27 protein-coding genes and 1 other RNA gene are annotated in these 22,561 nt (G+C 38.8%); 18 read left to right on the top strand and 10 right to left on the bottom strand.

Annotated elements, in window-relative coordinates; all coding sequences use genetic code 11:
• Positions 1-5: 5 nt before the first annotated feature.
• The gene (locus BLW93_RS05015) at positions 6-785 is read right to left on the bottom strand and encodes an MlaE family ABC transporter permease (protein WP_078058147.1); all 780 of its coding nucleotides are present in this window, start codon (positions 783-785) and stop codon (positions 6-8) included.
• A 132-nt stretch (positions 786-917) separates the two neighbouring features.
• On the opposite strand from BLW93_RS05015, the gene lysS reads away from it, so the two are divergent.
• The 6 genes from lysS (at position 918) to ssrA (ending at position 6,896) form a co-directional block, all read left to right on the top strand.
• Positions 918-2,444, top strand: a complete 1,527-nt coding sequence (gene lysS, locus BLW93_RS05010) for a lysine--tRNA ligase (protein ID WP_076713004.1) — start codon at positions 918-920, stop codon at positions 2,442-2,444.
• Positions 2,437-3,660, top strand: coding sequence for an ABC transporter permease (locus BLW93_RS05005; RefSeq protein WP_076713003.1), 1,224 nt, complete (start codon positions 2,437-2,439; stop codon positions 3,658-3,660). The genes lysS and BLW93_RS05005 overlap by 8 nt, the downstream gene beginning before the upstream one ends.
• Positions 3,661-3,665: 5 nt before the next feature.
• Entirely contained in the window at positions 3,666-4,127 is a 462-nt protein-coding gene (locus BLW93_RS05000) for an N-acetyltransferase (protein ID WP_076713020.1), read from the top strand.
• Entirely contained in the window at positions 4,124-5,347 is a 1,224-nt protein-coding gene (gene tyrS / locus BLW93_RS04995; protein ID WP_076713002.1) for a tyrosine--tRNA ligase, read from the top strand. The genes BLW93_RS05000 and tyrS overlap by 4 nt, the downstream gene beginning before the upstream one ends.
• 94 nt (positions 5,348-5,441) lie before the next feature.
• Positions 5,442-6,455: a 4Fe-4S binding protein gene (locus BLW93_RS04990; protein WP_076713001.1), complete on the top strand. Its 1,014-nt coding sequence runs from the start codon at positions 5,442-5,444 to the stop codon at positions 6,453-6,455.
• A gap of 89 nt (positions 6,456-6,544) precedes the next feature.
• Positions 6,545-6,896: a transfer-messenger RNA gene (gene ssrA, locus BLW93_RS04985) on the top strand.
• 20 nt (positions 6,897-6,916) lie between these two features.
• Here the strand turns inward: ssrA and BLW93_RS04980 are convergent.
• The 3 genes from BLW93_RS04980 to BLW93_RS04970 form a co-directional block, all read right to left on the bottom strand.
• Positions 6,917-7,513 (bottom strand): hypothetical protein, encoded by a 597-nt coding sequence (locus BLW93_RS04980; protein ID WP_076713000.1) that lies wholly within the window; start codon positions 7,511-7,513, stop codon positions 6,917-6,919.
• Positions 7,514-7,570: 57 nt separating this feature from the next.
• The gene (locus BLW93_RS04975; protein WP_076712999.1) at positions 7,571-7,873 is read right to left on the bottom strand and encodes a DUF4282 domain-containing protein; all 303 of its coding nucleotides are present in this window, start codon (positions 7,871-7,873) and stop codon (positions 7,571-7,573) included.
• Between the two features lie 90 nt (positions 7,874-7,963).
• Positions 7,964-8,371: a DUF4332 domain-containing protein gene (locus tag BLW93_RS04970; RefSeq protein ID WP_076712998.1), complete on the bottom strand. Its 408-nt coding sequence runs from the start codon at positions 8,369-8,371 to the stop codon at positions 7,964-7,966.
• A 267-nt stretch (positions 8,372-8,638) separates the two neighbouring features.
• On the opposite strand from BLW93_RS04970, the gene rplS reads away from it, so the two are divergent.
• From rplS to BLW93_RS04945, 5 genes are read left to right on the top strand one after another with little or no spacing between them, the layout of a single operon-like run.
• Complete coding sequence (rplS, locus tag BLW93_RS04965; protein ID WP_076713019.1) at positions 8,639-9,007, top strand: 50S ribosomal protein L19; 369 nt, start codon at positions 8,639-8,641, stop codon at positions 9,005-9,007.
• Positions 8,986-9,696: a ribonuclease HII gene (locus BLW93_RS04960; RefSeq protein ID WP_076712997.1), complete on the top strand. Its 711-nt coding sequence runs from the start codon at positions 8,986-8,988 to the stop codon at positions 9,694-9,696. The genes rplS and BLW93_RS04960 overlap by 22 nt, the downstream gene beginning before the upstream one ends.
• A complete protein-coding gene (locus tag BLW93_RS08905) occupies positions 9,659-9,940 on the top strand; it encodes a YraN family protein (protein WP_245791996.1) in 282 nt (93 codons plus the stop codon). The genes BLW93_RS04960 and BLW93_RS08905 overlap by 38 nt, the downstream gene beginning before the upstream one ends.
• Before the next feature lie 59 nt (positions 9,941-9,999).
• On the top strand, positions 10,000-12,630 hold the full coding sequence (gene infB / locus BLW93_RS04950) for a translation initiation factor IF-2 (protein ID WP_076712995.1): 2,631 nt from the start codon (positions 10,000-10,002) through the stop codon (positions 12,628-12,630).
• A complete protein-coding gene (locus BLW93_RS04945) occupies positions 12,630-12,908 on the top strand; it encodes a permease prefix domain 1-containing protein (RefSeq protein WP_076712994.1) in 279 nt (92 codons plus the stop codon). Before infB ends, BLW93_RS04945 begins: the two co-directional genes overlap by 1 nt.
• A gap of 162 nt (positions 12,909-13,070) precedes the next feature.
• Here the strand turns inward: BLW93_RS04945 and BLW93_RS04940 are convergent, their stop codons facing one another.
• The 4 genes from BLW93_RS04940 to BLW93_RS04925 all read right to left on the bottom strand — a co-directional run bounded on the left by BLW93_RS04940 (position 13,071) and on the right by BLW93_RS04925 (position 16,853).
• Positions 13,071-13,982 (bottom strand): dihydroorotate dehydrogenase, encoded by a 912-nt coding sequence (locus BLW93_RS04940; protein ID WP_076712993.1) that lies wholly within the window; start codon positions 13,980-13,982, stop codon positions 13,071-13,073.
• Entirely contained in the window at positions 13,982-15,259 is a 1,278-nt protein-coding gene (locus BLW93_RS04935; RefSeq protein ID WP_076712992.1) for a class I SAM-dependent RNA methyltransferase, read from the bottom strand. The genes BLW93_RS04940 and BLW93_RS04935 overlap by 1 nt, the downstream gene beginning before the upstream one ends.
• A 283-nt stretch (positions 15,260-15,542) precedes the next feature.
• Positions 15,543-16,040 (bottom strand): Hsp20/alpha crystallin family protein, encoded by a 498-nt coding sequence (locus BLW93_RS04930; RefSeq protein WP_076712991.1) that lies wholly within the window; start codon positions 16,038-16,040, stop codon positions 15,543-15,545.
• Positions 16,041-16,190: 150 nt separating this feature from the next.
• The gene (locus BLW93_RS04925) at positions 16,191-16,853 is read right to left on the bottom strand and encodes a Bax inhibitor-1/YccA family protein (protein WP_076712990.1); all 663 of its coding nucleotides are present in this window, start codon (positions 16,851-16,853) and stop codon (positions 16,191-16,193) included.
• A 172-nt stretch (positions 16,854-17,025) separates the two neighbouring features.
• Between BLW93_RS04925 and rplU the strand changes: the two genes are divergently transcribed.
• Entirely contained in the window at positions 17,026-17,334 is a 309-nt protein-coding gene (gene rplU / locus BLW93_RS04920; protein ID WP_076712989.1) for a 50S ribosomal protein L21, read from the top strand.
• Positions 17,335-17,347: 13 nt separating this feature from the next.
• On the top strand, positions 17,348-17,605 hold the full coding sequence (rpmA, locus tag BLW93_RS04915; RefSeq protein WP_076712988.1) for a 50S ribosomal protein L27: 258 nt from the start codon (positions 17,348-17,350) through the stop codon (positions 17,603-17,605).
• A 44-nt stretch (positions 17,606-17,649) separates the two neighbouring features.
• On the opposite strand, the gene BLW93_RS04910 is transcribed toward rpmA, so the two are convergent.
• Positions 17,650-18,330, bottom strand: a complete 681-nt coding sequence (locus BLW93_RS04910; protein WP_076712987.1) for a thioredoxin domain-containing protein — start codon at positions 18,328-18,330, stop codon at positions 17,650-17,652.
• An 80-nt stretch (positions 18,331-18,410) separates the two neighbouring features.
• Here BLW93_RS04910 and BLW93_RS04905 point away from each other — a divergent pair, with 80 nt between their 5' ends.
• The 5 genes from BLW93_RS04905 to BLW93_RS04885 all read left to right on the top strand — a co-directional run bounded on the left by BLW93_RS04905 (position 18,411) and on the right by BLW93_RS04885 (position 22,022).
• On the top strand, positions 18,411-18,971 hold the full coding sequence (locus tag BLW93_RS04905) for a C-GCAxxG-C-C family protein (RefSeq protein ID WP_076712986.1): 561 nt from the start codon (positions 18,411-18,413) through the stop codon (positions 18,969-18,971).
• A 73-nt stretch (positions 18,972-19,044) separates the two neighbouring features.
• The gene (locus BLW93_RS04900; protein ID WP_076712985.1) at positions 19,045-19,419 is read left to right on the top strand and encodes a hypothetical protein; all 375 of its coding nucleotides are present in this window, start codon (positions 19,045-19,047) and stop codon (positions 19,417-19,419) included.
• A 45-nt stretch (positions 19,420-19,464) separates the two neighbouring features.
• Positions 19,465-20,385 carry a tRNA modification radical SAM protein MnmL/YtqA gene (gene mnmL / locus BLW93_RS04895; protein WP_076712984.1) on the top strand — a complete coding sequence of 307 codons (921 nt, stop codon included), beginning with the start codon at positions 19,465-19,467 and terminating at the stop codon, positions 20,383-20,385.
• 61 nt (positions 20,386-20,446) lie between these two features.
• Complete coding sequence (pyrE, locus tag BLW93_RS04890; RefSeq protein ID WP_076712983.1) at positions 20,447-21,037, top strand: orotate phosphoribosyltransferase; 591 nt, start codon at positions 20,447-20,449, stop codon at positions 21,035-21,037.
• 10 nt (positions 21,038-21,047) lie between these two features.
• Entirely contained in the window at positions 21,048-22,022 is a 975-nt protein-coding gene (locus BLW93_RS04885) for a polyprenyl synthetase family protein (RefSeq protein WP_078058142.1), read from the top strand.
• A 317-nt stretch (positions 22,023-22,339) separates the two neighbouring features.
• On the opposite strand, the gene BLW93_RS08815 is transcribed toward BLW93_RS04885, so the two are convergent.
• Positions 22,340-22,516 carry a hypothetical protein gene (locus BLW93_RS08815; RefSeq protein ID WP_158025380.1) on the bottom strand — a complete coding sequence of 59 codons (177 nt, stop codon included), beginning with the start codon at positions 22,514-22,516 and terminating at the stop codon, positions 22,340-22,342.
• Between the last annotated feature and the right edge of the window lie 45 nt (positions 22,517-22,561).

Genomic DNA, 22,561 nt, shown 5'->3' with positions numbered 1-22,561 from the left:
CTCCGTTAAAGGTTCATTGCTCTCAAAATAGAGGTAATTATGTAGTCAAATATGAGAATAGCCATTGATGAGGTAACCACCGCTTTTGTTGTAGCTTCTCCCACGCCTCTTGCTCCACCTCTGGTGTAGTATCCGTATAGACAGCTTGTTACTGATAGGATAAATCCGAAAAAAGCTGCCTTGATGAGTCCGTGCCATATATCGTCCATTGTCATAAAATTCTGAGTGTATCTCATAAACAGTGTGCTGTTTATATGAAACATCTTTACGCCAACTATGTATCCCCCTATGAAACCTATGATGTCCGATAGGATTGTCAGAACGACAGTTCCTATAATGGTTGCGTATACTCTCGGAGTTATCAGATACTTTATTGGATTTACGGCCATCATTTCCAGGGCATCAATCTGTTCAGTCACCTTCATTGTTCCGATCTCCGCTGCCATTGCAGAACCGGTTCTGGCCGTTACGAGAAGTGCCGTTAAAACGGGACTTAGTTCCCTTGCCATGGATATACCGACAACCGCTCCAATCAGGTATTCTGCGTTAAATCGATGAAAAGCGTTGTAGGTTTCGAGAGCTATAACACCACCGGTAAAAAGAGATGTAATTGCTATTACTGGAAAAGAGTCAGCTCCGATTGTTGCAAGATAATAAAAGTACCTTCCTATTCTTAAAGGTTTTTTAAAGGCGAGAGAGACTGCTTTACCGGCTATTAAAAACCATCTTCCGATAAATTCAAGAAAATGGATGACTATTTTGCCGGTTATTTCAAAAAGTTTCACAGGTTAAACCTCTCATTCAAAAGTTAACGCTCTAATTCTACTATAGACCACAAGTTGGGATTTAACAATCTTAGCAATAAGATTATAATATTACACTCTGCATTTGGCTAAATTCAAAAGAAGGAGACGTAAATGGCTGAAAAGACCATCATGGAAATTCGTAAAGAGAAAGCTGAAAGATGGAAGGAAGAAGGTTTTAATCCTTACGCTTACAAGTATGAAACCAACGCTACTTGCGGTGAACTTATAGAGAAATTTGGCAGGACAAAGAATGAAGAGGAAAGAGAAGAAGAAAAACTGCCTGAGGATACGTTTTCTCTTGCCGGAAGAATAGTTTCTATGAGGATTATGGGAAAGGCAGCATTTTTTCATATTCAGGATTCTACCGGAAGGATTCAGTGCTATATAAGAAGAGATGATGTGGGTGGCGATTTTTATAACAAAGTTTTCAAAAAGTTAATAGATATCGGAGATATTGTCGGGGTTAAGGGAACACTTTTTAGGACAAGAACCGGCGAACTGACTTTAGAAGTGAAGGAGATGACACCGCTTACAAAGTCTTTGAGACCACTTCCCGAAAAGTGGCACGGGCTTAAAGATGTAGAAAAAAGATATAGACAGCGCTATCTTGATCTGATCGTAAATCCGGAAGTTAGAGATATTTTTAAAACGCGTTCAAAGCTTATTCAAAAGATAAGAGACTTCTTGAACAGTAGAGGATTTATGGAAGTTGAAACACCGATTCTCCAAACTGTTGCTTCCGGTGCTGCTGCAAAGCCGTTTATTACTCACTACAATGCCCTTGATATAGATGTTTATTTGAGGATAGCCCCCGAACTTTACTTGAAGAGATTAATTGTCGGTGGACTTGACAGGGTTTATGAGATAGGTAGGAACTTTAGGAACGAAGGTATAAGCACGAGGCATAACCCTGAATTTACGATGATAGAGTGGTATATGGCTTATGCTGACTATTACGATTTGATGGATATGACAGAAGAGCTTTTTGAATATCTCCTTGATGAGATAAAGGGTAAAGGTGTCAGAGAGATAGAATATCAGGGAACAAAGATTTCTTTTGAAAGGCCATGGAAAAGGATTTCTTTCGTTGGAGAGCTTGCCAGGAGAACGGGGCTTACGGTTGATGAGATTCTTCACGACGAGCAGAAGGTTCTTGAGGCGGCAAAAAAACACGGTGTTGAAGATGCGGAGAAACTTTCGCACTTTAAAAGAGTTCAGGAGCTATTTGAGATTTTGATAGAGCCGGAGCTTATTCAACCGACGTTTGTAATTGATTTCCCGAAAGCGATTTCTCCTCTTGCAAAAGAGAAAAGGGATAATCCGGAACTTGTTGAGAGGTTTGAACTTTTCATTTTTGGCCAGGAGATAGCTAACGCCTATTCAGAGCTTAATAATCCTGAAGAGCAGGCAAAGAGATTTCTTCAGCAGCTTCAGGAGAAGGCAAAAGGTGATGATGAGGCTATGGCTTATGATGAGGATTTTGTAAGGGCACTTGAATACGGTATGCCACCAACGGCAGGAGAAGGTATAGGTATAGACAGGCTTACAATGCTCTTTACAGATAAAGATTCAATAAGAGAGGTGCTTTTATTTCCTCAGTTAAAGCCGGAGAAAAAAGAAGAAGAGACTGATGAATAAACTTATAGAATGGTTTTCTTTAAGAACGGTTAAACCGCGAAGGGGAGGTGGCTACCTTTCTTTCGTTTTTCTTATTGCTGTACTCGGTGTTGTTGTAGGAGTGGCTGCTCTTATCATTGTGAATTCTGTTATGACAGGGTTTCAGAGTGCCATAAAAGAGAGGCTTCTCGCCAGTAACGCAGACATAATTGTCATGGGAACCGAGCTGAAAACTTCTTATGGAGAGGCAGAAAAAAAGATTTCTGCTCTCTCTCACGTTAAAGGAGTGGAACCGTTCATATATATTCCTGTGATGGTTTCTGCTGGTACTCACTCATTTTCCGGAGGCACTTTAAGGGGATGTGTTCCTTCCAAAGAGCCTGATATAACGGATATTCCATCTCATCTTGTTATGGGTAGCTGGAAGAATTTTGAAAAAACACCAAGAGGTGCGGTAATAGGTGAAACTCTGGCAGATACGATAGGCGTTTCCGTTGGTGACGTTATAACTCTTATTACTCCAATGGGAACAAAAACGCCTTTCGGTTATATTCCGAAAACCGGCCGCTTTAAAGTTGTAGGTATTTTTAATGTCGGGATGTATCAGTTTGATTCGGCTTTAGTCCTTGCTCATATGGATACGGTGAAGGAAATGTTTAATGTAAAGCAACCGACAGGTTTGATGGTAAAGCTTGATAATCCCGACAATGTTAAACTCGTTGAAAGAAAGATAAGAAAAGTTTTAGGTCCGGGATTCACGGTTAACGATTGGATATCAATGAACAAAAGTCTATTTTCAGCCCTGAAACTTGAGAAGTTGGCAATGTTTTTGATATTGACACTTATTGTTATAGTGGCTTCTTTTAACATTTCAAGCCTTCTCATGATGAACGTAAACTACCGAAGTAAAGACATTGCAATACTGAAAACACTTGGTGCTCAAGATGGATTTATTCTTAAAATATTTATGGCTCAAGGTTTTTTGATAGGCATAATAGGGACGGTGATAGGAGAAATTTTGGGTATTGGTATTTCATTTCTTGGTGAAAAATATAAGCTTATAGCCTTACCTCCTGATGTTTATTATATAGATCACCTGCCGTTTAAACTTCAGGCGTCAGACTGTATAATTGCCGGTATAGCGGCTATATTGATAAGTGTCCTGGCAACAATTTACCCTGCTAAGAAAGCTGCCAAGACAGATCCTATAAAGGTTTTAAGGGCAGGTGAAAATTGAAGGGAATAATAAGAAAAGCAACAATAAAAGATGCGGAAGCCATACAGTTCCTCATTAATGAATATGCAAAAAAGGGATTGATGCTACCTCGTTCTTTAAACAGTATTTATGAAAGCATAAGGGACTTCTTCGTTTACGAGGAAGATGGAAAAATTCTGGGCGTATGTGCGTTGACTGTTGTCTGGGATAATCTTGCCGAGGTTCGTTCTCTTGCAGTCCATCCGGAACGGGTAAGGCAGGGAATAGGTTCGGCGCTTGTTGAAAGTTGTCTTAAAGATGCTGAAGTTCTTGGAATAAACAGGATATTCACACTTACCTATCAGATTGAGTTTTTTAAGAAATTGGGTTTTGAACAGATAGATAAAAATGCACTGCCGCAAAAGATATGGCGTGACTGCATAAATTGTGTAAAGTTTCCAAACTGTGACGAAACGGCCATGGAAATTAGAACAGGAGGAGATGAATGAATCCTGAAAAGCAACTTGAGATTATAAAAAGAGGCGTTGCTGAAATTATTGGAGAAGAGGAACTCCTTGAAAAATTAAAAAAAGGGAAGGTTTTGAAGGTAAAAGCTGGCTTTGACCCGACGGCTCCGGATCTTCACCTTGGACATACGGTATTGCTCTGGAAGTTGAGAGATTTTCAAGAGTTAGGGCACACGGTTTATTTCCTTATAGGTGATTTTACGGCGATGATTGGCGATCCTACCGGGAAAAGCGAAACGAGACCACCTTTAACGAGGGAAGAGGTTTTAAAGAATGCTGAAACTTATGCCCAGCAAGTTTACAAGATTCTTGATCCTGAAAAAACAGTTGTTGTTTTCAACAGTGAATGGCTTTCTGGAATGTCTTCGGCAGATCTTATAAGGCTTGCTTCAAAATATACAGTTGCACGTATGCTTGAAAGAGATGATTTTGCAAAAAGGTTTGCTGAGAACAGGCCGATTCACATTCACGAATTTTTGTATCCCCTTTTACAGGGTTATGACTCTGTTGCTCTTGAAGCTGATGTTGAGCTTGGAGGAACTGATCAAAAGTTTAATCTGCTCGTAGGGAGACATCTTCAAAGAGAATATGGCAAATCCCAGCAGACCTGCATAATGATGCCCATTCTTGAGGGACTTGACGGTGTTCAGAAGATGAGTAAGTCTCTTGGAAACTACATCGGCATAATGGAAGATCCGAAAGAGCAGTTCGGTAAGGTCATGAGGATTTCCGATGAGCTCATGTGGCGTTACTATGAGCTTGTTACAAGGCTGCCTCAGGAAGAAATAGAAAAGATGAAGAATGAGGTAGCCGAAGGAAAGCTTCATCCTATGGAAGCTAAAAAGAAGCTTGCTGAAATTATTGTTTCGACATTCCACGGAGAAGAAGCTGCAAAAGAAGCAAGAGCACATTTTGAGAGAGTTTTCTCAAAGAGAGAGCTTCCAGAAGAGATTCCCGAACCAGAGGTTAAGCTACCGGAAAATCCTATATGGCTTCCGAGACTTTTAAAGGAAGCGGGGCTTGTCAAGAGTACGTCTGAAGGTAGGAGACAAATAAAAGGTGGTGGTGTCAGGATAGATGGAGAGAAGGTCCTTGATGAGAACAAAAAAGTTGATGTTTTTGAAAAAGAGTTAATCCTTCAAGTTGGAAAGAGAAGGTTTGCCAGAATAAAACCGGAAAATGTGAAAATAGCAGGAGAATAACTTTCTGTTTTTAATGAAACAATAAATTTATTTATTTGCCAAAAATTAAAAGCGGTCTATTTTTAAATCAAATAGCAGAAATGTGGAGAGTATGATGAATGTAAGAAAAATCAGATGGCTCGTTCAGACCGCTTTTTTTCTTCTGGTAGTTTACGGAGTCTATAAGTATGCTCAATTTGTCTACTACGGTGCAGTCCGTCCCGATTTTATGGATGGTTTCTGTCCTATTTCCGGCGTTTATGACATCATTATGAAAATTAGAAGTGGAGTAACGGATCCTTTTCATCCTGCTGCAATGGCGATAATGGTAGCTGCGATAGTTACAACGTTTATTTTGGGTAAGGGGTTTTGCAGTTTCATCTGTCCTGTTGGAACAATTCAAGATTATATCACTTTTGTTAGAAATAAGCTCTCTTTTTTTAAAAAGATTGATAATTTTGGAGAAAAGATAAAGAGCTGGAAGTTTTATAACTTTATTGATTATTCTTTACGCTCAATTAAATTTATTTTACTTGCCTGGATTTTATACATTATCTTTCAAATACCCGCTCAGATGATGGCTATGATGAATCAAAATATCAATGCCACTGCCGATATTGAACTTTTTAAATTCTGGATTGAACTTTTCAAAGGTAATAGGCCGGTGGTTGCTCTTATACTTGCGATAATAGTGCTCCTTTCCGTTATTATTCCGAGATTTTGGTGCAAATATCTGTGCCCTTTAGGTGCGTTTTACGGAATTTTCAATTTGTTTTCTTTTACACACCTTAGAAGGTGCCCAGAGAAGTGTAACAATTGCAAACTGTGTTCAAAATGCATTGTGGGACTTAAACCTTATAAAAGTGTTGAATTTAATAATACAGAATGCACTATGTGCCTTGATTGTAGAAGTGCCTGCAATAAAAATGCTGTGAGGCTTCAAATTTTGGGTAGGGAAATTCCCTCATTACTTTATCCTGCCCTTTTGGTAGGAACTTTTATGGGAGTTATTTTTCTGTTTATGTACTCTGGAGTGTGGCACTCTCAACTTTCTAAGAGGGATGAGGCTTTTCTAATTTTGAAACAGGGATTTAACGTTAAGTGGGCTAAAGAACTGTTGATGAAGTGATTGCCAAAATTTCATTATAGCATAAATTACTATTATGCAAAATTGAATAGGGTTTATTGTGTTTGCCCTCATTAGTTTTCATAAATAATGGGGGTGACAGGTTTCGACGGGGATGCAACGGTTCGGATAGCGGCACGCCGAGGCGCCTACCTCGTAAAAAAGGCACAGCAAATAGCTGCCGACGAAAACTTAGCTCTCGCTGCCTAATAACGCAGCGACGCCCCCTGTAGCTCATCTCCCCGGCTGCAGGTAGGGCGACAGAGAGGGGAGATAGGTTATCACCTTTTCCCCGGAGGTGATAGCCGAAAATTTACGGGGATAGCTTCGGAGCGCCTGCCTGTGGGCTAACTCCGAAGCGAAACGGTAAAACACAGGCTAAGCGTGTAGAAGCTATCCGGACCGCATCTCCGGACGCGGGTTCGATTCCCGCCACCTCCACCAAAAAATAAAAGGTGCTATTTTTAATAGATTTCTTTTACCTCAATTACCTTATCTCTGTTCTCAAAAATAGTTTTTACCATGTTCTGAAATCTTTCGGGAAATGTTTCGATATCTTCTTCAGTTGCGTCTGGATTCAGAACGGTTTTCAGTATCTTTTTCGGATTTACAACAGCGTAAGGGTTGTAGTTGATTCCTACTTTTTTACCGGTATCAAGTCTGGTCATAACAACGTCGTAATCTATATCTGCATTAAAAAACAGCAACTCCCTTCTTTTAAATCTTCCGTCGGGTATTCCTGAGAAGCCTTCATCGCCTCCAGCGCCTGTTATTGCTGATAGGACAAATCCGATAACTCCGAAATTGTTTTCTGTTGGTGATTTTGATATCTCTACCTTGATTTTTCCCCTTTCGGGAATTTCGCCATTTCTGTAAAGGACTTTTAGTCCTTCTGATGCTATAAGGTACCCGCCGGCTACTGTTGCACAGCTGTGTCCTGTTATCTTAACCATGTCATAGTATGAGTATTCAAAAATTCCGTTTCCTGCACCCAAAAATGATGCAAGTTCGTCTTTCAATTTGATTTTCTCAATTTCGTCAAAAAATTTTGGATATTTCATGGAATCCTCCAGATAGTATGGTTTTTATAAAACTATGAGGATTCCGGATATTAAACCTTAATTTGAATCAACTTTTTTCTCTAGAAGTTCTCTAATTTTTGAGCTTTCTTCGGCTACTTTTATGAGGCTGATCATTCCCTCCATCCATACTCTTGTTCCGACCATGGCCATCGGAAGAATGATGATTACAGCGATAAATGTTCCTATGAAAGCAGCGACGCCTTCTCTTGAGCTTCCGAGTAAAGCGGCAAGGGCAAATAAGGTTTCTGCAAGGTAAGCGATGCCCAACGTAACTCCTGCTACTTTTGTTGTTATAAATTTTGAAAACTTAAAGTCGAAAAGTATTTCAAGCAATTCCATAACAACCTCCATCCCTCTTTTTCTTGTTAGTGTTATCAAGTTTTAAGAATAAGGAGCGCGGGGGCAATATTATCCCCCACATTATTAGCTTTAATGTGTAACTTTTTTAGGAAGTTCTTTTGCCTGTGCTATCCATTTTTCTATCTGTTTTACACTTGGAATCTGGCGTACCAGTTTCTTTTGCTCGTTAACTTCTTTTAATTTCTGATAAAGGTTTTCTGGATTTCTCCTTGCAAGTTCAGGAACGCTATCAACGCCAGCTGCTTCCAAAAGATCTGCATATTCTTCTCCGATGCCTTTAACGCGCATAAGGTCTGCTCTGTTTACCCAGTTCAAAATTACTTTTTTAGATATTCCGGTTTTTTCGGCAATCTCCTCTCTTCCTTTTGCTGTAGCTCCTTTTTCAAGCAGTTCTTCCACGGAAGTTATACCTATTTGTGCCAGTTTTTCGGCATAGGCACTTCCGATTCCTTCGATTTCTGTAATTTTTTTTGCCATAGTTTCCCCCAGTTAGAGATTTCTTAAAATATTTTAATTTATGTTGAAATACATTGTCAATTTAGAATGTCGATTTTAAATCTGAATGTTTTCATAAAATAGTTTTTCCTTGAATCAATGAATTTCTGTAAGTGTTTTTTTCACAGAACTTTTGCTTTTGTGCTTTCGGAAGGTTTGGTGTTTACAGTTGACTTTTTTGATTTTCCAAATATAATTTGAACTTCGCAAAATAGCGAAACGAATCTGGAGGTTTTAGATATGGCTGGAATGGACGAACTTTTAAATGTGGTTAAAGAAAAGTATGTCGCGAAAGTCCCTCTTCCTGACTTCAGACCTGGAGATACTGTAAGAGTTTACGTTAAAGTAAAAGAAGGTGACAAAGAGAGAGTCCAGGCATTTGAAGGTGTAGTTATCAGAAAGAGAGGAAACGGAACAGACGGAACGTTTACAGTAAGAAAAGTTTCCTACGGAATCGGTGTTGAGAGAATTTTTCCATTTAATGCTACGGTAATTGAGAAAGTTGAGGTTCTCAAGAGAGGTATTGTGAGAAGAGCAAGACTCTACTACCTCAGAGAGCGTAAAGGTAAAGCTGCAAGAATTAAAGAGAAGAAAGAGTGGATGACAAAGAAAAAATAATTTCTTTTGAACGTAAACTGTGGCAGTCTGGTGAAAGATATGTTGTTGGTATAGATGAGGCAGGACGGGGTCCCCTTGCGGGTCCCGTTGTTGCTGCCGCAGTTATCTTTCCGGAGAGGATCTCGCCTTTTATCTTTAGAGATTCAAAAAAACTTTCCGAGAAGCAGAGGAAATCTCTTTTTTTTGAAATTTTTGAAAAGGCTATATCTGTTGGTGTTGGTTTTGCCGATAGTATTGAAATAGATGAAATAAACATTTTAAATGCAACAAAGTTAGCGATGATGAGAGCAGTTGAATCTTTATCCGTAAAACCTGATTTTGCAATTACCGATGCGGTTTTTCTTCTTCCTTTTGGAAAGAATCAACTTAACCTTGTTAAAGGCGATGAAAAAAGCCTGTCCTGTGCAGCTGCGAGCATCATAGCCAAAGTTACCAGGGATTTTATAATGGAATCACTCCATCAAATATTTCCAGAATATAACTTTAAAAAACATAAAGGTTATCCTACGAAGGAGCATATAAATCTTTTGAAGGAAAATGGAACTTCACCTGTTCATAGGAGGAGTTTTGGCCGGGTTAGAGAGTGTAAACCTGGGAGAAGAAGGGGAAAAGATTGCTTCCCGGTATCTGCTCAGGAAAGGTTACGTTATTTTGAAGACAAATTTCAAGAGTTATTGCGGGGAAATTGATCTTATTGCCTTTGATTCCTATACGGAAACATTGATTTTTGTGGAAGTAAAGTTAAGAAGTAAAGGTTCTTTGAGCTTACCGGAGGAAGCAGTTACTGCTGAAAAGATAAGAAGGATAAAAAAAGCAGCTTTGAAGTTTCTGGATACTTACAGAAGCAGCTTTCGTGGTATGCGATTTGATGTTATAGGCATTGAAAAAGATGGGGAGAAAATAAAAGTTAATCACATAGAAAACGCCTTTTAAAAGTTGATATAATTGTGCGGGTGTTTATATTTAAGGCGTAAACATTTTGGAGGTTGTAATTGGCTAAGACGAGAGTGTATCAGCTTGCGAAAGAACTTGGAATGAGTTCAAAAGAGCTGATAGAAAAACTTAAAAATGAACTTGATATTCAGGTTAAAAACGCCCAGTCAGGACTTGATGAAAAGCAGGTAATGCTTGTTAAAGAATTCATTAAGCCTCCTGAAAGGAAATCTGCTCCTAAAAGAAAAGAAAAGAGTGTTGAACAGAAAAAAGAATCTGTAAAAATAGAAAAAGTTGAAAAAACGGAAACGCCTGCTGAAAAACCTGTTTTTGAAAAGGAAGTTAAGCCTTTAAAGCCAAATATTCCTTCTGAAAGAAAGGAGCAGCAGGAAGAGAGAAAGTCAGAAAGAGAAGTGAGAAGAGAAAGAAGGCCTAAAGATAAAAAAGATAAAAAAGACGTTAGGATATTGTCTCCGGAAGAGCTTGCTAAAAGACGTAGAAGACGCCGTCCTCCTCGTAGAAGAGATGAAGAGAGAGGAGAACGAAGTCCAAGAGAGAGAAGAGACAAAAAGCATCTTCAGAGAGACAGGAAACGTTCTGCTTCTATGCCCAAAAAAGAAGAGAAAATTACAAGAGAACAACTTGAAAAGTTAGTTGCATCAACAAAAGAGCAGAGAGAGAAAGAAAAACCGAAAACAGAAGAGGCAATAATTGCCGAGAAGAAAAGAGAAGAAAAAGAGAGAGAAAGTGAGAAGCATTTTATGGAGCTTATGCGTAAGATAGAAGAGAAAAACAGGGCAAAAGCGAAAAAACGTAAGAAGAAGAAAAAGAAAGAAGAAAAGTCCGAAGAGATTCCTTTTGAGCAGCTCTCTGAAGAAGAACAACTTCAGAGACTCATTGAAGAGGAAGAGAAAGCCAAAACGGTTATTGTTCCGGAAGTTATTTCTGTTAGAGAGCTTGCCGAAAAGATGGGCGAAGACCCTAACAAGCTTATCGCAGACCTTATATCTCTTGGTAAGTTTGTGACCATTAACCAGGCAATAGATTTTGAAACGGTAAGTAAGCTTGTTGAAAAATACGGAAAAGTTGCGAAGCTTGAAGGTGCGGAAGAAGAAGAGGCTATACTTGAAGCCGAACTTGAAGAGGCAGAAGACAAACCTGAAAACCTCAAGCCGAGGCCACCTGTTGTAACAATAATGGGCCACGTTGACCACGGAAAGACGACACTTCTTGACTATATAAGGAACACAAAAGTTGCCGAGCGTGAAGCCGGTGGAATTACGCAGCATATTGGTGCTTCAATCGTTGAAGTTGATACGAGCGAAGGTAAGAAAAAGATTACCTTCCTTGACACGCCAGGACACGAAGCCTTCACCGCAATGAGGGCAAGGGGAGCGCAGGTAACAGATATTGCCGTTCTTGTCGTTGCGGCAGATGACGGCGTTATGCCTCAAACTATAGAGGCCATAAACCATGCTCAGGCTGCAGGAGTACCTATAATCGTTGCGATTAACAAGATAGATAAGCCAGGAGCAAATCCTGATAGGGTAAAGCAGGAATTAACTCAGCACGGACTTATTCCTGAAGATTGGGGTGGTACAACCATAATGGTGCCTGTTTCTGCGAAAACAGGAGAAGGTGTAGATGAACTTCTTGAGATGATTTCACTTCAGGCAGAGCTTATGGAGCTTAAAGCTAATCCTGATAAAAAGGCTCGTGGCGTTGTTCTTGAGGCCAAGCTTGATAAACAGAGAGGTCCTGTTGCAACATTATTGGTACAGTCAGGAACGCTCAAAGTCGGTGATCCGATTGTTGCCGGTCTCTACGCAGGCAAGATAAGAGCCATGTTTGATGATAAAGGGAGGTCTGTTAAAGAGGCAGGACCTTCAATGGCTGTTGAGGTTCTTGGCATTGAAGATGTGCCTCTTGCCGGTGATAAATTCTATGTTGTTAAGGATGAAAAGACGGCAAGGAAAATAGCAGAGAAAAGACAGGAGCTTGCCAGAGAATCTGCTCTTGAAAAAGAAAAGAGGGTATCCCTTGAAGATCTTTTTGCTCAGATACAGGAAGGTGAAGTTAAAGAACTTAACATCGTTCTCAAGGCTGATGCTCAAGGTTCAATAGAGGCTATACGTAAATCTCTTGAAGAGCTTTCAACAGATGAAGTTAAAGTTAAGATAATACATGCAGGTGTTGGTCCTATAACTGAAAATGATGTTATGCTTGCAGCAGCGTCAAATGCCATTATTGTTGGATTTAACGTTAGGCCTGATTCTGCTGCCAGAAAAGCGGCAGAAAGAGAAAAGGTTGATATGCGTACTTACCGTGTTATTTACGATATCGTTGATGAAGTCAAGAAAGCTATGCAAGGTCTTCTCCAGCCTGAAGAAAAAGAGGTTTACCTTGGAAGTGCTGAAGTAAGAGCAACGTTTAAAGTGCCAAAAGTTGGAACTGTTGCCGGTTGTTACGTTAAAGACGGTGTTATAAGAAGGAATGCCAATGTGAGACTTGTGAGGGATGGTGTCATCATTTACGACGGTAAGATTGCATCCTTAAAGAGATTTAAAGATGACGTCAGGGAAGTTCAGGCAGGATACGAGTGCGGTCTTGGGCTTGAAAACTTTAACGACATTAAGGTCGGTGATGTTGTTGAGTGTTATACGATAGAAACTGTTGAGAGAGAGCTATAATGGAAGAAATTAAAAAGAATCTTGAAAAAAAGTATGAAGATAACATAGCTAGAGGGCTTTCAAGAGAGGAAGCCCTCTCTAAAGCTATTGAAGAAGAGAGAAACAATCACGAAAAGGAAGATTTTGAAAAGGCTGTTAGAGAGTTTTTAAAGGAAAAATTTCCTGAAATCCTTGCAGAAGAAGACCCTTTCCAGGCTTTTGTTGACTCTCTTTACCTTGAATATGAACTTTTGCTCTCGAAAGTAAAAGCTATTTTTTCTTCCATGAAAAAGCGTTAGATTTAGAAAGAAATAGAGAGTTTAGAGACAACCTGTATTGTTTTGGAAATTTGCAGAAGCTGGCCGCCGGGAAGATATGAAATGGATATTTTGGTAAACGGTAACATAAGGAAGGTTCTCTACTTTAACATGAGATGAGGAAAGGCGCTTAAAGCGCCCTCTTTAAACTTTAACTTTTCCTTTTATCTCTTCAATGCAGCTATATCCGTTGTCTTCAAGGTATTTTTTAATGCCTTCAGCGATCTCAACAGCAGTGTTTGGATTGAGGAAATTTGCTGTTCCGACCTGAACTGCTGAAGCTCCTGCAAGGAAAAATTCAACTGCATCCTGCCAGGTTGTAATTCCTCCTATTCCTATTACAGGAATGGAAACGGCTCTGGCTATCTGATATACCATTCTCACAGCTACAGGTTTTATTGCAGGGCCGGAGAGTCCGCCTACTACATTTTTTAGTTTAGGTTTTTGGGTTCTTATGTCTATTGCCATACCAAGGAGAGTATTTATAGCAGATATTGCATCTGCTCCGGCTTCTTCTACGGCTTTTGCTATTTCCACAATGTTTGTAACGTTTGGTGAGAGCTTCATTATTACAGGTTTATCTGTGGCTTCCTTTACAATTTCTGTTATTTTTGCCGCTTCTTCTGGATCTGTTCCAAAAGCAAGTCCGCCTTTTTTTACATTTGGACAGGAGATGTTCACCTCAACTGCGTGGACGCCTTCAACACCTTTAAGGGCTTCTGCAACGGCTCTGTATTCATCGTATGTTGTTCCATAGATGTTTGCGATAATCTTGAATCTATACTTTTTGAGTTTTGGAAGGACTTTTTCAATGAAATGGTGAACTCCCGGATTTTGAAGTCCTATCGAGTTAAGCATGCCGCAGGGAGTTTCCCATATCCTTGGTGGTGGATTTCCTTCTTTAGGTTTTATCGATAGTCCTTTAACACACACAGCACCTATGCGGTTTAAGTCTGTGTACTTTTCGTACTCAAGACCGAATCCAAACGTGCCCGAAGCGGTCCAAACAGGTGTTTCAAACTTTATACCAAAAAGTTCAACACTTATGTCTGCCATTATTTCACCTTCCTTAAAAAGGCTATTGTTTCTATATGGTAAGTCTGAGGGAACATGTCTATAAGCTTTGATTTTTCCATGTGAATGCCGTGCTGATAAAAGAGTGCTATGTCCCTTGCTAAAGTTGCAGGATTGCAGGAGACGTAGATTATTCTTTTAAGCCTTGGTAAAGATGCAATTTCTCTTATAATTTTCTGATTTAGTCCACTTCTTGGAGGATCAATTACTATTAAATCCGGGCTGTTTTCCTTTACTATTTCTATGCCCTCTTCTGTTTCACGGCAGTAAAAGCTTATATTTCTTAATCCATTTATGTCTTTGTTATAGAGAGCGTCACTTATTGCTGAAAAACTTGCTTCTATACCAAAAGCTCGGTGAACGTATCTTCCCACCGGTATTGTTAAAGTTCCCACTCCGCAATAGAGATCTGCAGCAAGCAGATATTGATATTCCATTGCTCCGCGAGAAACTTTTTTAATGAGATTTTCTACCTGAAATCTATTGACCTGAAAGAAAGAATCGGCACTTACTCGAAACTTGAATTTATCTACTGTTTCATATGTAAAATCTTTTCCAAAGAATTTGATTCTTTCCGGGTATCCGGATTCTCCTATTTTATATATTCCAAAGCCTATTACATTAATACCGAGGATTTCTCTTATCTCCTCAATAGTAAAAGTTATTTTTTTGAATTTTCCTTGATAGATGAATTTGAGAATAACCTCATCTTTGCTGGAGGAATATATGTGAACTTCGTTAGGCTCTGTTGCGAGTTTTTTTACCAACTCTTTAATTTTTGGAATTGCACCCGCTATGTCTTCTTTTAGTATGTAGCAGGTATCTATATCTACAATTTCATGAGTTCCTTTCGCAAAAAATCCCACTTTTCCATTTTTTACTTTTAGTTGGGCTCTGTTCCTGTAATGCCAGGGAGATGGGGATGGAATGACTTCATCGATGTTTGGTTTTTTAATTCTTCCTATTTTTTGGAGATTTTCTTCCAGAATGTTTCTTTTGCATTCAACCTGTGAATTGTAGTCTATATGTTGCCAGTCACAACCGCCACACTTTCCAAAATAGGGACATCTAGGGTTTATTCGATTTTTGCCTTTTTTCAGGATTTTTATAACTTCTCCTTCGCTGTAACCACTTTTTCGTATTGTTTCTTTTATTTCAACAACATCTCCAGGAGCTGCAAAAGGCACGAAGAATGTTCTACCTCTGAACCTTCCAAGTCCTTTACCGCCGTAAACAAGTTTTTCAATCTCAATCTGCAAGGAAACCTCCTGTGTATGATGGAAGTGATAAATTGAAATTTATGGTGCAGACTGAATTTTACCACGGCGGAAATCTAAGAAATTTAAATATACAGCAGAAGGATTATTAAAAGGCTTATAAGAAGTATATGTTGAAAGATGTAATTAAGATGAATAGGCCTGCCCTTGAGCCGTTTAGGGAGGAAGGGTATTGAATAAAACAATTAATTGGAAAATTCTTGTTGAGGAAGCACTTAAAAAGGAAAGATAAAAAGTAAAGGCGGGGAATTTCCCGCCTTTAAGGTTATTCTTTCTCGTTGTCTTCCTTTTCTTTCTCTTCGGGTTCTTTTACTATTATTTTTACTTCTTTTTTCGCTGTTTCGGCTTTTGGAAGTCTTATTTCGAGGATTCCTTTATCGTAGGTTGCTTCGATTCCATCTTCTTTTACCTCAACAGGTAGAGGTATTATTCTCTGAAACTCACCGTAGAAGCTTTCGCTGAAGAAAACATTCTCTTTTTCTTCTTTTTGTTCCTGTTTTTTAACACCTTTTATAATAAGGTGATTTCCTCTTACTCTTACGTCAATGCTATCTTTATCAAGTCCCGGCATTTCAGCTCTTACAACCAATTCATCAGGTGTTTCATACATCTCCACTCTCGGTTCAAAGCCTACTTCAAATCCGGGAACCTCTCCGAAAGAACGTGTAAGTTCTGCAAGCATTCTTTCCATTTCTTTAGAAATTCTGAAGAAGTCCTCAAAAGGATCAAATCCTCTATTTCTACCGAAAAATCCTCCGAACATCGCTTCCCCCCTTAAAAGATTATTTTAGATTTCATCAATTCCAATTTTAAATATAGTTGAGAGAATTCTGAACGTCAAGAGGGATTATATAGGTAAAGACCTGGATAAGATGATTGAAAATTAAAGAGGCGGCTTTAAAGCCCCCCGAAATTATCTTCTTCTTTCACCAAAGAGATTTAGAAGTGCGAGGAATAGGTTGATGAGGTCAAGGTAAAGAGCAAGTGCACCGAAAAATGCATTTCCATCGGTGTATGCTACCTCTTCAAGGGTCTGTATGTCGTAAGCGGTAAGTCCTAAGAATATAATGATTGTTATGGCGTTGATTACCATGTTAAAGCCTGCGGAGTGAAAGAGAAACATGTTCAGCAAAGATGCAACGATTATCCCTATTAATCCAACAAACAAATAGGTTCCGAACTGTCTGAAATCAACTTTTTTTGTCATTGCAAACAGTGCCATTATTCCGAATAGAATACTGGCAGAAGCGAAAGCTGTTATGATAGAAGCACCAGTATAAATGTAGAAAATAGGTGCAAGTAAAATGCCTTCACAGGCTGAAAAGAGATAGAACATTATTCCAGCTAATAGTCCGTTCTTTCTCAGAATCCCGGTCATTATTACAAGAACGAAACTTAGGATTCCAAAACCGATAGCACCGGCAGTTCCTATTTTTGTCCAGAGTCCGGTAGCAAGTGTCATGTAGGCTGAAATAGCTGTTAAAAGAAGACCGAGAAACATGTTAAAGAATACTTTTGAAAGAAAGGATGAAAAATCCGTAATGCCTGTCCTTTCTATTTCATAAGGTTTGTTCATCTTTTCCTCCTTTCACTGGAAATTGTTGACGGATATTAATATAATGCCTTTTACAATAGGTGTATAGCGGGAAAGTTAATTTTGCATATATTTGCATCTTGACCAGAGGGGTACTTTTGTTATAAATTACACCTCTGCTTCTTATAATTTTATTGTCCGGAGGTATTCCGTAATGTATGCAGTTATCAGAACCGGCGGAAAACAGTATGTTGTTGAGCCCGGTCAGGTTTTAAAGGTTGAAAAGATCAACCTACCTGAAGGGTCAGAGGTTGAGCTTGAGACACTCATGATAAGAAATGATGACGGAAGCGTTAAAGTTGGCGATGAAGTTAAGAATGCTAAGGTTAAAGCTACTGTAGTTAGACACGGTAAAGGTAAGAAGATTATTGTGTTCAAGTACAAGTCCAAAAAGCATTATCAGAGAAAGTATGGTCATCGTCAGCACTTTACAGAACTCAAGATTGAAGAGATTGTAGGCTAATCGGAGGTTTGTCATGGCACATAAGAAGGGTATGGGTTCTACCAAAAACGGTAGAGATACAATTGGCAAAAGGCTTGGTGTTAAAAGACATGACGGGCAAATAGTTAAAGCTGGGAATATTCTCGTTAGACAAAGAGGAACAAGCGTCCATCCCGGCGCTAATGTTGGTGTTGGAAGAGACTATACACTTTTTGCCCTTGTTGATGGTGTAGTTAAATTTGAGAGAAAAAGAAATAAAAAGATTGTAAGCGTTTATCCTTTAGATAACTAATTCGCAGAGGGGGGGAAACCCTCTGCTTTTTTCTTATTTATTTTCTATTTTTCAGAAAATTCTTCTATTACTTTATTTAAATTTTTTGTACCGAGGTAAATCTTGCCATTTGGAAGAATAAATATGGGAGTATCAACAAGGCCCCGTGCTTTTAATTTGTCCATTACTGACCAGACTTTTAATTTTCCTTCACTACAAACTTTTCCTGTGTATTTTCCGCTCATGAACATTCTTATTCCACCGTTGTTACACACCAGCCTGTAAGCCTTTTCTTCGGCATCTTTTCCTGAGAAAGGGGCAACTATAAATCTTAGCTGGATTCCATGTTTAATAAATTCTTTTATTTTTTCGCTGCTGTTTCTACAGGCTTCACAGTTAGGATCAACGATAACGTAGATATATTCTTTGCCTTTTCCGACTCTGAAATCAACAGATCTTTCCAGGAATTTTAAAAACTTTTTATCAACTTTTCTGTCTGGTAGCTTAAATATAAGGCCTTGAATGAGATATCTTTCTTGCGTGTCTATGAAGAAGTTGCCGGCTTCTACCGTTATTACTCTGCAAAATCCTTCGATGCCTATCGGGTAAACTGCTTTTACGTGAATTTTCTTTTTGAAAATTCCTGCTATCTGTTTTTCTACCGAGTTTATTGACGGACAATTTGAACTTTTTGCCGTTAATGTTGAAGCCATCAGAGTAAGTAGTATAGCTATTGTCCTTTTCATAATAAAAAATTCTACCACAGTTTTGCTTGATTTTCATTGTAGTTTTCATATATTAGTGATAGCTATTAAGGAGGTGAAAGATGCTTGAAATTAAAGACATTTTGAAAAACATAGAAAAGTATAGGTATTTACTTGGGGAGAGAAGTTTATTAAAAGTGGAAAACTTACAAAGGCTTGGAGAGGTGGCTTATAAAGGTTACTGGGAAAGAGACTGTGAGTATGGGATAATAAAAGCATTTACAGAGATTGCCAGATTGGATATTTCTTTTGATGAAGTTATTGAAAATAAGATGAAAATTCCGGTTAGATGGCATTCTATATGTTGTGCTCTTACCGGTGCTTTTGTTGTTTTTGCAGTTTCTCTTCCGGAAGAAGATATAGAATCTGCGGTTAGAGAGCTTGTTAAATTTCACAATGACACATCTCTTCCGATATTTTCCGGTGATGGGAGTTTCATTCCATCGGCTTCTCCGGATTCTGTTTTATGCAGGGATTCCATTATGAACTGGGCGAAGAAAACAGGGATTCCACCAAGGAGTGCCGAAAGAAGGGAAAGGTGTGCAAGAATCACGGCAGATGTTGCGGTCAAAACAGCCGAGATTGTTAATAAAAAGGTTCGTTTTTCAGAGATTGTTCGGTAGGGCTCTTTTCTTATGGAAATAATTCTAAAGCGTTATAAATTAACTTAAACAGTTAGTAAATTTGGAGGAATTTATGGAAGAGAAGTTAACACGAGAAGAGCTTGCTGAACTTATGGCAACAGTTCTTGAGATGGAGGGGTTTGAGGTTTATGATGTTGATACTGACGAAGAGTATAAGCCTGATTTTCTTGCCGTCTATAAAGATGAAGAAGTTGAGTATCAGATAGCTATTCAGGTTGAAGATTGTCAATCACTTCAAACCGAAGAAGCCGAAGAGAGAGCGAAAGCTATTGCAGAGCACTGCAGACAATCAGGAGAGGGATTCTTCATCTCTGTACCTCTTGAGTGTGAGGAAGAGGGAAAAGAAAAGCTTGAAAAATGGAATATCGGTGATGTTGCAGAGCTTGTTCCTATTGGCCTTGAGTTTGAAGAAGAAAGGGAAGAATAAACTTCAGGCGGGTAACTCCCGTCTTTATTTTACCGGGAAGGAAAAGTGGAAGTCAGATTTAAGACCTTCTCTTCATATCTAAAATCCATTTTCGGCGAGCGGGTTTATCGGGTTACTGTTGATGCCGGTTTTACCTGTCCTAACAGAGATGGAACTAAAGGCATAGAAGGTTGTATCTATTGTTATGCTGGTTCTGAATATGATAAAGATAAAAGAAAGTTATCCGTTGAGGAGCAAATAGCTCTCGGTATTGAACGGATAGGAAGGCGTTATAAAGCCAAAAAGTTTCTGGTTTATTTTCAGGCGTTTACGAATACCTATGCACCTGTTGAAAAACTTAAATCTGTTTACGATAAAATTAAAAAGTTTCCCGAAGTGGTCGGATTGATTGTTGGAACTCGTCCCGATGTGGTTTCTGAAGAAGTGCTTGAGCTTATAAATGGCTATACGGATGATTATCTTGTCTGGATTGAATACGGTCTTGAAAGTCCTCATTTTAAGTCCCTCGAATGGATGAAACGAGGTCACGGTTTTTCCGATTTTTTAAATGCTTATCTTGTTACGAGAAAGTATAAAAAGATAAATATCTGTTCTCATATTATTCTCGGGATTCCAGGAGAGAGTAAAAAGGAAATGCTTGAAACGGCTGATATTCTTGCGGCGTTGAGGATGGACGGTGTAAAAATTCATCCTCTTCACGTTATAAAGAATACACCCCTTGCTGAGATTTATGAAAAGGAGTCCTTTTCCATTCTTTCTGAAGATGAGTATGTTGATTTTGTAGTTGATTTTATCGAAAGACTCTATCCTGAGACGGTTGTTCAAAGAATTACGGGAGAGGTGCCATCCGATTTATTAATAGCTCCTCATTACTGTGACAGAAGGGAGAAGTCCAGGTTAATTCAAAAGATCAGAAACCGATTTATTGAGAGGAACACATATCAGGGAAAGGCTTTCAGATTTTGATAAACTTGAAAGATAAAGCTAATCTGCCTAAAATTCAGGTAAACTTTTCGGAGGAATTTTAATGCTGACAGAAGAGGAGATTAAGGAAATATTTCTGAAAGCTAATGCTTTCCTTGAAGGTCATTTTCTGCTTTCAAGTGGTCTTCACAGCCCTTACTATCTTCAGTGTGCAAAAGTGCTTCAGTATCCTGAGTATGCTGAAGTTCTCTGTAAAGAAATAGCAGAAAAGGTTAAGGAGCTTGAAGTTGATATCGATTTTGTAATAGCACCGGCTATAGGTGGAATTATCGTTTCTTATGAAACTGCAAGGCATACAGGTGTGAGAGGTATTTTTGCTGAAAGGAAAGATGGTGTTAATCTTGTTTTGAGAAGAGGTTTTGAAATAAAGCCAGGTGAAAAAGCTCTGGTGGTTGAGGATGTTGTCACTACAGGAAAATCGACAAAAGAGACTATTGAGGTGGTAAAATCATTCGGTGGTAAGGTTGTAGCTGTAGGTAGCCTTGTAGATAGAAGTGGAGGTAAAGTTGATTTCGGCGTTCCTTTTGTAACGTTGTGGCGTCTGGAAGTGCCTGCTTACGAGCCTTCAAGCTGTCCTATTTGCAAGGAAGGGAAAATTCCTCTTGAGAAGCCGGGAAGCAGAAAAATAAAGTAGGAAGGTATTTATGAAAATATTTAAGCCCTTTGAAGTTATAAGAAAGGAGCTTTTAGCCTGTGAAGATTATGCGAGACAACTCCTTCGCTCGGATGTTAAATCAGTTCTTGAGGCAGGCGGATATATCTTTAACAGCGGTGGTAAAAGAGTTAGACCTGGTCTAACAATACTTTCAGGTAAGCTTTTTGATCCTGACGATAGCCGTTTAATTCCCGTTGCAATAGCTATGGAATATATACATACTGCTACACTGCTTCACGATGATATAGTTGATGGTGCTTCTTTAAGGAGAGGTAAACCGTCTGCCAATGCAGTTTATGGAAATGATGTTGCCGTTTTAGTTGGTGATTATATGTTTGCTCAAGGGGTTTCAACGTTTGCCACGTTCGGTGGCGTTGAAGTTCTTCAAAGAGCTCTGGATGCAATCAGAGATATGTCCGAAGGGGAACTCAAACAACTGGAAGTTATCGGAAAGTTTGATTTAAGCGAGGAGGATTATTTCGATATTATTTACAGGAAAACGGCTTCTCTGCTTTCTACCTGCTGTGAAGCCGGAGCAATAGTCGGTGGTGCGGATGAACAGCAGAAGTTGGCTATGAGGAAATTTGGCGAGTATATTGGTTATGCATTTCAGCTTGTTGATGATGCTTTTGATTATGTTTCTGATACTCAAACCATAGGAAAACCGGCTGGAAACGATATAAGAGAAGGGAAAGTGACCTTTCCTCTGATTTCAGTTAGAGAAAAGCTTTCACCATTTGAAAAGCAGAAAATTAATCATATTTTAAATAAAGATAATTCTCACCAGGAAGAGGTGGATTACGTAAGAAAGTTAGTTGTGGAGAAAGGGGGAGTGGGAGAAACGTTCAACCTTGCAAGAGAATATATTGAAGAGGCAAAAGCACTTCTTGCACCTTTCGAAGGTTCAAAATATAAGAACTCTTTGATGGAAATAGCCGATTTTATAGTTGCCAGAACATTTTAATTTTGTTTTATTTTGATGGAAATCTAAACAAAAGGAAGGCTGTCCCGTCTCCACACCTCCTTGACATAAAGTCAGGTAGTTCGGGGCACGCCTTCCCGCCCTGTTCTATTTATACTCTATAATTTACATATTTTTCTTTTATTTTTCAACATTTATAGTCTCATGTTCAAGGAATTCTTTTCCAAATCTTTTATCAATTTCGCTCTGTTTGTAGTTAATTATGGATATGATTTGGTTTTAATATTTAAAGTTTAAATAGATACAACAACTCCATTATTGTGAAGAGGAGTTGCTTTTGACTGTTTTACTTTTCTTTTTTATTTCTTTTTTATTATTCGCAAGTGGTTCCCAACGTAGAAAGCGGTAGTTAATTTGTCTTTTTGCTTTATTTTAAATGGTGTGGTTTGAAATTTATACCAGGTACCGTTTTTGAAACTGCTCAAAATATTTATTGTCTTTTTCATGGGTTGTGTCAATAATTTTGTGTAAACCATTAGGAGTACCTCCTGGAGAACATATCCTGAAGTTCTTCCTTAGCC

Origin of the sequence: Desulfurobacterium indicum (assembly GCF_001968985.1) — a bacterium.
GTDB classification, from domain to species: Bacteria; Aquificota; Aquificia; order Desulfurobacteriales; family Desulfurobacteriaceae; genus Desulfurobacterium_A; species Desulfurobacterium_A indicum.
This window is presented reverse-complemented; position numbering and strand designations above follow the sequence as displayed.